Genomic DNA, 12,532 nt, shown 5'->3' on the forward strand with positions numbered 1-12,532 from the left:
AATCGCGTACATCCACCGACAGGCCATGGAAGCGCGCCGCCGCGACCGCCGCATACAGGCGGATCATCGTCGGCGTCGGCCGCGCCCCTGTCCCTTGATCTGCCTCCTGATCTGGCTGCGCCACGGATCGTCCTTCGCTGGTGCCGGTCAGGCGACCCTAAAGCGCGAAGACGAATGGACGGTTAATACAAGCGGCCTTCAGGGCGCGGGCGCACCCGCCATCGAACACCAGACGGGGCGATAACGTGCCGCCACCACGCGGTTGGCCTCCAGCGCCTGCCGCGTGCCTTCGCGCAACGCGGCGGGCACCACCACGATGACCCGCGCGAACCACGGGCGCTGGCCCGTGACGCGGGTACGGAACAGATCGGCCAGCATGGCGGCAATCGCACCGTCCGGAGCGCAGCAGACGCAACCCCCACCATGGGCGAAGGGCGCGGGCGCCGGCAGCACAAGCTGATCCAGCCATTGCCCGTCACCGCCATCGGTACCCGCCATGCGCAGCACCAGCGTCTTGCCGTCGCCCGACAGGCGGGCGAAGGCGGTCTCGTCCATCAGGTCCAATGCGATCCGCCCGTCGTCGCCTTGCATGATGGTCCTTCGCCCCCGCTCTCCGCCTTGATAGACGAAAGCAGGCGGAGGCGGCAGATATCCTGCGATCAGGAAAAGCGGTTCGCGAAAATGATCTCCTTCTCGGGCATGATTCCACCCGGCGGATACGGCGCGGCCGCCGCCTTGCCGATGGCGACGAACATCACGATCTCATGGTCGGACGGCAGCCGGATCAGTTCCCCCACCGCCGCGAAATCGAAGCCGTCCATCGGGCAGGTCGCATAGCCCATGCTTTCCGCCAGCAGCATGATCGCGCCGGCGGCCATGCCGCAGGAGCGCATGCCTTCATCCCGCTGCACCTGCTCGCGCCCGCGATAATACTGGTCGATCGCCCCGACCATGAAATCGCGCACCGACTGGTCGGCATTTGCCCAATAGCGTTCCGGCGCCTTCTCCCACGCCCTGATATCGGCGCACAGCACCAGCAGGGCGGAGGCATCCGTCACCTGCGGCTGGTCCCACGCCACCGCGCGGATCTGCCGGCGGAGGTCCGGATCGGTCACGACCAGAAAGCGCCAGTTCTGGATATTGAACGCGGTGGGCATGCGCCGCGCGAGGCCGAGGATGGTGTCCAGGTCGGCATCCGGCATGCGGTGGGCGGCATCGAACACCTTGGTCGCACGACGTTTGCGGATGGAGGCGGCAACATCAAGATCCATCGCGGGATCATCCTTTCGTACAGGCCCGCTCTCGGCGGCGGCAGGTTCGGAAAACACGAGGCTCACCGCGTCATGGCCTTGAAGTTGCGCGTCTGCGCGACCAGCGCGGTTTCGGTGGGCAGGCGCTCCATGCTCGATGCGCCATAGAAGCCGTGGCAGTCCGGGCAGGCATCCAGCACCGTCTGCGCATCGGCCGGCATCGCGATCGGCCCGCCATGGCACAGGAGAATGACATCGTCGCGCACGCTCTTCGCGGCATCGGAGATCTGGTTGATCAGCGCGATCGAATCCTCCAGCGTGAAAGCCGTCTCGGCGCCGATGCTGCCGCCGGTCGTCAGCCCCATATGCGCGACGAGGATATCGGCACCCGCGCGGGCCATGTCCTTCGCCTGCGCCACGTCGAAGACATAAGGCGTCGTCAGCATGTCCTTGCGGCGCGCGCGCGCCACCACATCGACCTCCAGGCTGTAGCTCATGCCCGTTTCTTCGAGGTTCTTGCGGAAATTGCCGTCGATCAAGCCCACTGTCGGGAAATTCTGGATGCCGGAGAAGCCGACACGGCGCAAATCGTCGAGAAACACGTCGAAATCCACGAACGGGTCGGTGCCGTTCACCCCCGCCAGCACCGGCGTGTCCGGCACCACGGGCAGCACCTCGCGCGCCATGTCCATGACGATCTGGTTGGCATTGCCATAGGCCAGGATACCGGCCAGCGATCCGCGTCCGGCCATGCGATAGCGGCCGGAATTATAGATCACGATCAAATCGATCCCGCCTGCGGCCTCGCATTTCGCCGAGAGGCCCGTGCCCGCGCCCCCGCCGACGATGGGCTTGCGCTCCGCGATCAGCCCGCGCAGGCGGCCGAGGATGGCGTCACGTTCAATTCTGGGCATGGGGCTGTGTCTCCTTGAAAAGGGTTTTGAAGTCCGTCGCCATCGCGCGGGCGAAGGCGGGGTCGTTCAGGGCGCAGGGCATGCTGACGACGCGCCGCCGCGCCGTCTGCCGGAGCGTCGCCAGCAGCGCGTCCCGAAACGCCGCATCCGCCTCCGGATCGTAAAAGGGCTGTCCCGGCCGGTCGAGTTCCGAAAACCCGTTTTCGGGATAATAGAACCGCACCGGCCCGTCGCATCGGTTCAGCCGCTCGCCGATCAGCCGCCCCATCTCGCGGCATTCGTCCGCCGTCGTGCGCATCAGCGTGATGAAGGGATTATGCCGCACGAAGACCCGATCGCGATAATGGTCCGGCACGCTCTCCATGGTTCCGAAATTGACCATGTCGAGCCCACCGCAGCTTCCCACATACGGCACGCCCGTCCGCGCGATCGCCTCCAGCCGTTCCGCCCGGCAGGCGAAGATCCCGCCCGCCACGAAATCGCAGAACTCGGTGGTGGTGATATCCAGCACCCCCCGGATCACGCCCTGATCGACCAGCCGCTCCATCGACCGGCCGCCCGTGCCGGTCGCGTGGAAGACGAGGCTTTCGAACGACTCCCCCAGAACCCGCACGGCTTCGGTGACGCAGGGCGTCGTCACGCCGAACATGGTGATGCCGACAGCGGGATGCCGGTCGGCATCCGGCGATGGACGATGCCGCGTCATGCCCGCCATGGCGTTGGCGGCATTGGTCAGGATGCTCCGCGAAATGCGGTTGAGCCCCATGAGATCGACCACCGAATAGACCATGGAAAGATCGACATCGCCGACATAGGGCGCCACGTTGCCCGAGGCGACGGTCGAAACCAGGATCTTCGGCAACCCGATGGGCAGCGCCTGCATGGCGGGCGCCACGACGGCGGCCCCACCGGACCCGCCGATCGCCACCACCCCGGCCAGATCGTCACGGGCCGGCAGAAAACGCCGCAGGGCCTCGGACATGGCCGCGATGGCCCGGCCGCGCTCGCCGCAGAACACCGCCGCCGCGCCCTCGGGATGGCAATCGGCCACCACCCGCGCGGCGATATCGACGCAGTCCGGCGACATGCCGCCGGTGCTGACATCCACGATCCGGCCGCTGATGCCCCGATCGGCCAGAACGCCGCGCAGGAACAGCAATTCGTCAGACTTCGTGTCCGCCGTGCCCAGGATATAGACGTGCGATGCCATGAGGTGCCTGCCCCCCGTCATCAGGACAGGCTGTCGACATCGCCCAGCAGGGTCACGTGCAGAGACCCGGCCAGCCCGTTCTCGAACAGCGCCTTCACCGCCAGGAAATGCGGTAGTTTCTCATGTTCATGGATTGCCGCCACGCTCCGCCACTGCTCGATGAAGACGAAATGCGACGGATCGTCGAGATCCTGCCGGCAGGTATAGGCCAGGTTCGTCGCCTCCTGCCGCGACGCCTTCACGCAGGCGGCGATCACCGGCAGCGCCGCGTCCAGATGGCCGGGATTGATGTGAAACGCCGCAACCACCGTCACGACGCCCCGCTGTTCCTCGTGCATGACCTGCCTCCGTCACGGATGAACGTGGCAGGACCCTACAGGGCAACACACTTTCATGATATCGCCATAGTGTCACGAGACACTTTTCCCGCTTTATCGGCGCAGACCTGCCTGACCCGCGCCAGAGCTTCCGGCAGGGCGCGGAACGTCACGTTGCCGAACGCCAGGCGCACCCCGGTGCCCTTCACGCCCTCGCCCCCGAGAAAGGCGTCGGACGGCGGCAGCGCCACGCCCAGGGCCTGTGCCTGCGCCACCACGCGCGCCGCCTGCCCGGCCGGCAGGGGCAACCAGGCGTGGAAGGCATGGCTGGCGGGCTTTACGACCCAAGTGCCCAGCACGGACAGCACGAGATCCTGACGGCGCACGGCTTCGGCATGCAGGGCGGCGCGCACGCTCTCCGCCGTTCCGTCCTGCATCCATTGCGCCATCATCGCGTAGGAGAGCGGGGCGATCATGAGGGAAGATGCCAGCAGCGCCGGCAGACATGCCTCCGCATACCGCTCAGGCGGGATCAGCGCGCCGATACGCAGGCCGGGGCTGAGGATCTTCGACAGGCTGCTGACATGGAACGTGCGTTCCGGCGCCAGCGTCATCAGCGCGGGCCGCGCGGGATCGTCCCGATGGACATACACGGCATCCTCGACGATCAGCGCATCGAACTTTCGGCACAGCGCCACGATGTCGCGGCGTCGGCGCAGATCCATCGTCGCCGTGGTCGGGTTGTGCATCTCCGGCGTCAGATAGACGATCGCGCGTTCGCCGCGCCTGCCCGCCAGAATGGCTTCCAGCGCGGCGGGCCGCATGCCGTGCCCATCCATGGCGGCGGGGCGGATCGCCAGCCCGGCCTGACGCATCGCACCCAGCATGCCGGGGTAGGTCTGCGCCTCGGCCACGGCATAGGATACATGCTGCCGGGCGACATGGACCGCCACGTTCAGCGCCTGCTGCGCGCCGCCGGTCAGCAGCAGCCGGTCCGGTGTCACCGCGACCCCCATTCCCGCCAGCCAGTGGGCCATGATCCGCCGATGCTCCAGATGCCCGGCCACGGGGGGATAGATGTTGAACAGGCCCGGATCGACATGCTTCGCCAGCCGGTTGAGCGTGCGGGCCAGGGCGCGGTCGCTGAACATGGGCGGCGGCATGTTCGTCGCCAGGTCCAGCATGGGCCTCGCCGCATCGTGCCGCACGGCAACGAAGGTGCCGCGCCCATGCACGCTGCGCACCAGCCCCCGCCGCTCCAGGATGGCATAGGCCCGCGTCACCGACCCCACGCCGATCCCGAGTTGCCAAGCCAGGGGCCGATGGGCGGGCAGCCGCTCGTCCTCTCGCAGCACGCCGGACAGGATGTCGCCGCCCAGCGCCTCGGCCAGGCGCTCGGCCGGGGACGCCATGCCGTCTGCCAGATGAGAGGCCCAGGATGACTGACGACGCACCGCGATGGCTCCTTCAAGGGGATGACAGGCCGCTATCGTCCGGCCAGCGCAACCCGGACGGTAGAAAAGCCCACCTCCGTCCGCAAGGCGACACGGTCTTCGCGGCCCGCCCCGCCAGCCGGGGAAGGCGGTTACAGAGCTTTCTGAAGCAGCGGCGCGTCCGAGGGGCAGGCGACCGGGGGCGCCCCCAGAAACTGCCTGATCGCATCCGCCGCCCGGCGCGAAGACGGGACGCCGGACATGCAGAACGTCTCCCTGAACGCTGTGGATTGAAGGCCGGCGAACCCGCCGTTACCGGCCACGGCACGCGCCAGCGCACCCGGCAGGCCGGACACGCCGTCGATCACCTCGCCCAGCGACCAATGCGCGTAATCCGGATTGGCCTTCCATGCCGCATCGTGCGAATTGATGAAAATACAAGGCCGGGGCTTGTAGATCCACTCATAAACCTGGCTGCTGACATCCCCGAGATAGATATCGGCGGCGCGCGTATAGGTCATGTCCGTCGAAAGGGTGCTCCCGATGTCGACATGGATATGCGGCGCGTCCAGGACGTGACGCGGAATCGCCTTGCGCAGCCGCATGCGCCGATGTTCGAGCGACGCATGCAGCCGCCGTTTGAACAGCATGACATGCGGCGCGAAAATCAGATTGAAGCTGTCCTGCCCGGCAAAGTAATCGAGCACCTTCTCGCCCATCGCCCCCCACGACGACAGGAGCGGATCGAAATGGGGATTGTACAAGACGGTCGGCCGATCGTTATCGAAGATGCGCGGTGCATGCGCGAAATCCACGGTATCGAACTTCGGATAACCGACGACCGCATGGTTCTCCGGTGAGATCAACGCGCTGCGCAACATCCTGTCGCGCACCTTGTTGCCCGACAGCAGGACGAAATCGAACAGGCGGGTCACTTCATGGAACCCCACCGACCGGTCTCCCGCCCCATGCGGCAGGTAGATCAGCTTCAGATCGCCCAGTCCCGGCTGGCGCTTCAGTCGCGTGGAGGTCGTTTCCGGCACCACCAGCGCGTCAAGGTCTCGGAAAAAAGGAGAATTTTTCCGCAGGATCGCCAGACGCCGGAACGGAATCACCCCCAGCGTCACAACATTCATGATCTCCGCCGCGCGGGAGGTCGCGAGCCGGACGAAACGCACCGGCAGGCCGGCCGGAATGAAATCCCGCGCCCTGCTTTCCTGTGCGAGGCAGGACGTGAAAACCGACACATCGGCACCCGACGCCACCAGTTCCGCGATGATCGGCGCCGTATGGGGGATCTGGTGCAAGGCATCGTGATTGAAGAGAAAACCGATTTTCATGTCCGCAGAATGTCCCGAATAACCATCGCGGCGCGTCGCGCGGCACCCGGAGAGCGATCCCCCAGGGACCGGCCCGCCATGTCCTCCTGACGCGCGCGATAAAGCACATGCCGCGCCTCGGCGGCCCTGATCGCGGGCAGAAGATCGTCCGGCGTCTCCACAACGTCGCCCAGGTGCCAGTGCTGGAAGTTCGGATCGTCCCGCCAGGCAATATCATGCGCGTTCAGAAAGACGCACGGTCTTGGCGTATTCAGAAATTCATAGACCTGACTGCTGACATCGCCAACATAGATATCCGCCGCCATCGTGTAGGTCATATCGACACATTTGCTGGACCCGGTATCGACCAGGGTCGTCGCATTGCCCAGCCCGTTCCACCGATCGCGCACCTTCTGGCTGCGGCGGCGGAACATCTTCGTATGCGGCGCGACGATCAGGTTGAACGCCGACTGATCGGCGAACTGCCGCAGCATCGGCTTGACGAACCGCCGCCAGGACGACAGGCCGCGCGCCTTGTGGGCATTATAGAGAACGGTAGGCCGGGCCACCGGGAAAAGAGGACCATCGCCATGCGGCAATATGGCGCATGTCTCCAGCTTGACCGAACCGATCACCGCATGATTGTCGGGTTTGATCAGACTGGACGCGAGCATTCTCCGCGCCGATTTCTGTCCCGGCAACAGAACATAATCAAACGACCGCACCTCCTCGGTAAAACCGCGCGCCCGATCTCCACAGCCATGCGGGATATAAATAAGCTTCGGCCGGGTGATCCCGAGCCGCCGCGCGGAGGCGACCGTGTCCTCCACCGTTACAATTGCATCATATCGGTCAAGCATCAATGCGTTGTCGCGCAGGACCATGTCCTTGAACATGCCGAGCCGGCGGATTGACTGCATTGCGACCGTCGGCATAGACCGGCGCAGGCGATGACAGGGGATTTCGGCGCCCCCCATGGCCTGGCGAACACGTTCGAGGCGATAGGGCGTTTCGGGGTCGTTATGGAAATTCGTCACCTTCACGCCGTCATATTGCGCCAGTTCGAGAGCAATCGCCGCGGCGTGATAGCATTGATAGGATTCGGCAATGTACAGGAAGGCGACCTCGATCATATCCCGACGCATAAGCCATGGATTTATAAAGAACAAGAGCTTCTGACATTGGTGGAAAACAAGCAGGGTTCGCTCAAACGCGCACTGATGAACGTCTCCTGGCTCCTGGCCGGCAAGGGCGTCGGTGCAGTACTCAGCCTTATTTATTTGGGACTGGCCGTACGGGTGCTCAAAAGCGAGGGCTTCGGTGAATTCACCCTCATTTTCGGCACCGCGCAGTCCGTCGCCGCGATCGTCAGCTTCCAGACCTGGCAGATCGTCATCCGCTATGGCGCGCGCCACCTGCTGGCCGGCAACGAAGACGCGCTGGCACGCCTGATCGGCTTCTGCCTGGGGCTCGACATCGCCGGTGCCGTGGCTGGATGCCTGATCGCCTGGGGCGGCGTCACGCTCCTGCAACCGCTGCTCGGCTGGTCGGACGGCCTGTCCCACGCCGCGCTGGCCTTCTGCTTCGTGCTCCTGCTGTCCATTCGCTCCACGGCGGTCGGCGTGTTGCGCGTGCGCGACCGCTACCGCATCGGCGCGATGGCCGACGCGGCGACACCGATCATGCGTTTCATCGGTGCGGTCGCGGCCGTATTGTGGGCTCCCACGGTCATGGGCTTTCTCCTCGCCTGGGCCGTCGCCGACATTTTCACGGCCATCATCTACTGGGTCTGCGCGCAGCGGGTCATGCCGGGTTTCCTGCGCGCGATGAACCTGCGCACCATCTGGTCCGCCCCCGCCGAAAACCCCGGCATCTGGCGCTTTGCCTGGCTGACCAACCTGAATTCGATCGTCGGCACCGGCTGCAACAACATGCTCGTGCTGGTGGTGGGCGTCGCCACCGGAGCCGCCGATGCCGGCCATTATCGCCTGGCCTATCAGCTCAGCCAGGCGCTGGTGCGGGTGTCCGAAATGTTCGCCCGCGCCGTCCTGCCGGAATTCGCGCGCTCACACGCGACAGAGGACCGGGCCAGCATCCGGCGGCTGCTGGGGCGCTCCACTCGGCTGGCAATCGGCAGCACGGCCATCATCCTCGTCATGCTTTTCGCCCTGGGGCAGCCGGTGCTGCACCTCATGGCGGGCAAGGAATCCGTGGGGGTTTTCCCGCTCCTGCTGGTGCTGGGCATCGCCGCCGCGCTGGATCTGATCGGCGTCAATTTCGAACCGGCCCTGCTCGCGATCGGCCATGCCGGACGGGCGTTGCGGGTTCGCCTCATACGCACGCTCGTGCTGTTCGCCGGGCTCGGCGCGTTCATGCCGCATTTCGGCACCATGGGCGTCGCGGTGGCCATGGTCATGTCCTCGCTGCTCCGCCTCATGCTGCTGGCGGCGGCGGCATGGCGGGCCGTCCGGCCATAACAGGCTGGACACGCGGCCGCGCTGGGGCATAACACCTGCTTCCCCTTCCGCCCGGATCGCAGGATCACGATGACCGCTCGCCCCCACCTTCTCGACGCCCTCCGTGACCAGGTCCTGCTCTGCGACGGCGGCATGGGCTCGCGCGTGCAGGTGCTCGACCTCGATGTCGAGCGCGATTACTGGGGGCAGGAGAACTGCACCGAGATCCTGAACCTGTCCCGACCCGAACTGGTGCGCGAAATCCATCGCGGCTATTTCGAAGCCGGCGCGGACATGGTCGAGACCAATTCCTTCGGCGGCTCGCCCATCACGCTGGGCGAATTCGGCCTGACCGACCGGGCGCGCGAGATCAACCGCACCGCCGCCCATCTGGCGCGCGAGGCCGCCGAGAGCTTCGCCGACGGCCGCCACCGCTATGTGATCGGCTCGATCGGTCCGGGCACCAAGCTGCCCTCGCTGGGCAATATCGATTACGACACGCTGGAATCCGGCATCGCCGAACAGTGCCGGGGCCTGATCGAAGGCGGCGTCGATGCGCTGCTGATCGAAACCTGCCAGGATACGCTCCAGATCAAGGCGGCGGTGAACGGCGCGAAGATCGCCCGCGCCGAACACGGCACCGACACGCCGATCTTCGTACAGGTGACGGTCGAAACCACCGGCACCCTGCTGGTCGGGCCGGACATCGCGGCGGCGGCCACCGCCATCCACGCGCTGGACGTGCCGCTGATGGGGCTGAACTGCGCCACCGGCCCGCAGGAAATGGCCGAGCATGTGCGCTGGCTGGCCACCAACTGGCCGGGCCTGGTCTCCATCCAGCCCAATGCCGGCCTGCCCGAACTGGTCAACGGCCAGACCCACTACCCGCTCTCGCCGGCCGACATGGCAAGCTGGGTGGAACGCTTCATCACCGAGGACGGGCTGAATCTGGTCGGCGGCTGCTGCGGCACCTCCACCCCGCATATCGCGGCGCTGGACGCCATGCTGCGCCGCCGGGCCGAGGGCACCGGCCGCCACCGCCCCGCCCCGATCGTCCGCCGCCCGGTCTGGATTCCCTCGGTCGCCAGCCTGTACACGCAGGTGCCGCTGCGGCAGGAAAACAGCTATTTCTCGATCGGCGAGCGGTGCAACGCCAACGGGTCCAAGAAATGGCGCACCCTTCAGGAAGAAAGCGACTGGGACGGCTGCGTGGCCGTGGGCCGCGAGCAGGTGGGCGAAGGCTCCAACGCGCTGGATATCTGCACCGCCTTCGTCGGCCGCGACGAGATGCGCGAGATGAACGAGGTGGTGACCCGCTTCACCGCCTCGGTCAACGCGCCGCTGGTGATCGATTCCACCGAAACCCCGGTCATCGAAGCGGCGCTCAAGCTCTATGGCGGCAAGGCGATCATCAACTCGATCAATTTCGAGGATGGCGAGGGCCACGCGCACGATCGCATGATCCTGGCCCGCAAGTTCGGCGCCGCCGTGGTGGCGCTGACGATCGACGAAGTCGGCATGGCCAAGACGGCCGAGGACAAGCTGCGCATCGCCACCCGGCTGGTGGAATTCGCCTGCGACCGCCACGGCCTGCCGCAATCGGACCTGATGATCGACCCGCTGACCTTCACCATCGGCACCGGCGTCGAGGACGACCGCAAGCTGGGGCTGTGGACGCTGGAGGGCATCCGCCAGATCCATGAACGCTTCCCCGATATCCAGATCGTGCTGGGCCTGTCGAACATCTCGTTCGGCCTGAACCCGGCGGCGCGCGCGGTGCTGAACTCGGTGTTCCTCGACCACGCGGTGCGCGCGGGCATGAGTGCGGCGATCGTCCATGTCTCCAAGATCCGCCCGCTGCACCTGATCCCGGCGGAAGAGGTGAAAGTGGCCGAAGACCTGATCTTCGACCGCCGCGCCGAGGGCTACGACCCGCTGCAAAAGCTGCTGGAACTGTTCGCCGACCGCAAGGCCAGCGACGCGGTGAAGAAGGTGCGCGCCGAGACGGTCGAAGGCCGGCTGAAGGATCGCATCGTCGATGGCGACCGCAAGGGGCTGGAAGCCGATCTCGACGAGGCGATGCGGACCATCCCGCCGCTGGACATCATCAACACCATCCTGCTGGACGGCATGAAGGTGGTGGGCGAACTGTTCGGCGCCGGCAAGATGCAGCTCCCCTTCGTGCTGCAATCGGCCGAGACGATGAAGGCCGCCGTCGCGCATCTGGAGCCGCACATGGAGCGCGTCGAGGGCCAGGCGCGCGGCATCATCGTGCTGGCCACCGTCAAGGGCGACGTGCACGATATCGGCAAGAATCTGGTCGATATCATCCTGACCAACAACGGCTACCGGGTCATCAACCTGGGCATCAAGGTGCCGGTCGCCGACATGATCGCCGCCGCGCGCGAGCACAACGCCCACGCGGTGGGCATGTCGGGCCTGCTGGTCAAATCGACGGTGATCATGCGCGAGAACCTCGAGGAGATGGCCCGCCAGGGCGTGGACCTGCCCGTGCTGCTGGGCGGCGCCGCGCTGACCCGCAATTACGTCGAGGAAGATTGCGCCGCCGCCTACGGCACCGACGGCCGCGTGGCCTATGCCCGCGATGCGTTCGACGGCCTGTCGCTGATGGACCAGGTGGCGAAGGGCGAGTTCGACAATTACCTCGCCGCCGTCCGCTCCCGCCGCGCCGGCAAGGCCACCCGTTCGCGGCCCCGCGACATGGAGCAACAGGAGCAGCGCGGCTTCGGCCCCGTCGATCTCGCCGCCGCCCGCGCCCGCCGCCACCGCCTGACGCAGGGCGAACCGGCCCTTACCCCGCCCTTCTGGGGGTCCAGGGTGCTGGAAGCCGCGCCGGATGCCGTGCTGCCATTCCTCAACGAGCGGTCGCTCTATCAATTCCAGTGGGGCTTCCGCAAACAGGGCCGCTCGCTGGACGATTTCATGGGCTGGGCGAAGCAGGAACTGCGCCCCGTGCTGCGCCGCATGCTGGCGCTGGCGGCCGAGCACGACATCCTGCGGCCCCAGGCCTCCTACGGCTACTGGAAGGCGGCGGGGCAGGGCAACGACCTGATCCTGTTCGCCGAGGACGGCACCACCGAGGTGGCCCGCTTCGCCCTGCCCCGCCAGCCGCGCGAGGACGGTGCCTGCATCGCCGATTTCGTGCGCGACGTGGATGACGAAGCCCGCGACGTGATCGGGTTGCAGGTCGTCACCGTGGGGCAGAAGGCGTCGGACATGGCCCGCGAATGGTTCGAAGCCAACCGCTACAAGGATTACCTCTACCTGCACGGCCTCTCGGTCGAGATGGCCGAGGCGATGGCCGAATACACCCACAAGCGCATCCGCGCCGAACTGGGCTTCGCCGCCGAGGACGACCGCGACATGGCGAAGCTGCTCCAGCAGGGCTATCGCGGATCGCGCTATTCCTTCGGCTACCCCGCCTGCCCCCGGCTGGAGGACCAGGAGCCGATCCTGAAGCTGCTGGATGCCGAACGCATCGGCGTGTCGCTGACCGACGGCTACCAGTTGCACCCCGAGCAATCGACCTCGGCACTGGTCGTCCTCAATCCGCAGGCGAAATATTTTTCGATCTGACGCAAGACCGCCACTCGCCGCCCCCGCATGATGTTG

Annotated in this window: 10 protein-coding genes; 2 read left to right on the forward strand and 8 right to left on the reverse strand. The window is 66.2% G+C overall.

The window, feature by feature from the left end; translation table 11 throughout:
* Window positions 1–198: 198 nt before the first annotated feature.
* The 8 genes from ABF821_RS10580 to ABF821_RS10615 all read right to left on the reverse strand — a co-directional run bounded on the left by ABF821_RS10580 (window position 199) and on the right by ABF821_RS10615 (window position 7,576).
* Window positions 199–591 (reverse strand): hypothetical protein, encoded by a 393-nt coding sequence (locus ABF821_RS10580; protein ID WP_415529976.1) that lies wholly within the window; start codon window positions 589–591, stop codon window positions 199–201.
* Window positions 592–659: 68 nt separating this feature from the next.
* Window positions 660–1,271: a nitroreductase family protein gene (locus ABF821_RS10585; RefSeq protein ID WP_182973139.1), complete on the reverse strand. Its 612-nt coding sequence runs from the start codon at window positions 1,269–1,271 to the stop codon at window positions 660–662.
* A 62-nt stretch (window positions 1,272–1,333) separates the two neighbouring features.
* On the reverse strand, window positions 1,334–2,164 hold the full coding sequence (locus ABF821_RS10590) for a phosphoenolpyruvate hydrolase family protein (protein ID WP_182973138.1): 831 nt from the start codon (window positions 2,162–2,164) through the stop codon (window positions 1,334–1,336).
* Entirely contained in the window at window positions 2,151–3,374 is a 1,224-nt protein-coding gene (locus tag ABF821_RS10595; protein ID WP_415529977.1) for a Tm-1-like ATP-binding domain-containing protein, read from the reverse strand. The genes ABF821_RS10590 and ABF821_RS10595 overlap by 14 nt, the downstream gene beginning before the upstream one ends.
* Before the next feature lie 20 nt (window positions 3,375–3,394).
* Window positions 3,395–3,712, reverse strand: a complete 318-nt coding sequence (locus tag ABF821_RS10600) for a putative quinol monooxygenase (RefSeq protein WP_415529978.1) — start codon at window positions 3,710–3,712, stop codon at window positions 3,395–3,397.
* Between the two features lie 53 nt (window positions 3,713–3,765).
* Window positions 3,766–5,145 (reverse strand): PLP-dependent aminotransferase family protein, encoded by a 1,380-nt coding sequence (locus tag ABF821_RS10605; RefSeq protein WP_415529979.1) that lies wholly within the window; start codon window positions 5,143–5,145, stop codon window positions 3,766–3,768.
* A 131-nt stretch (window positions 5,146–5,276) separates the two neighbouring features.
* Window positions 5,277–6,464 carry a hypothetical protein gene (locus ABF821_RS10610; RefSeq protein ID WP_415529980.1) on the reverse strand — a complete coding sequence of 396 codons (1,188 nt, stop codon included), beginning with the start codon at window positions 6,462–6,464 and terminating at the stop codon, window positions 5,277–5,279.
* Entirely contained in the window at window positions 6,461–7,576 is a 1,116-nt protein-coding gene (locus ABF821_RS10615; protein ID WP_415529981.1) for a hypothetical protein, read from the reverse strand. The genes ABF821_RS10610 and ABF821_RS10615 overlap by 4 nt, the downstream gene beginning before the upstream one ends.
* 51 nt (window positions 7,577–7,627) lie before the next feature.
* On the opposite strand from ABF821_RS10615, the gene ABF821_RS10620 reads away from it, so the two are divergent.
* Both ABF821_RS10620 and metH read left to right on the forward strand, forming a co-directional pair.
* Window positions 7,628–8,920, forward strand: a complete 1,293-nt coding sequence (locus ABF821_RS10620) for a lipopolysaccharide biosynthesis protein (protein WP_415529982.1) — start codon at window positions 7,628–7,630, stop codon at window positions 8,918–8,920.
* A gap of 69 nt (window positions 8,921–8,989) precedes the next feature.
* Window positions 8,990–12,496, forward strand: coding sequence for a methionine synthase (gene metH / locus ABF821_RS10625; RefSeq protein WP_415529983.1), 3,507 nt, complete (start codon window positions 8,990–8,992; stop codon window positions 12,494–12,496).
* Window positions 12,497–12,532: the final 36 nt, after the last annotated feature.

Source organism: Gluconacetobacter sp. (assembly GCF_047721585.1).
Lineage (GTDB): Bacteria > Pseudomonadota > Alphaproteobacteria > Acetobacterales > Acetobacteraceae > Gluconacetobacter > Gluconacetobacter dulcium.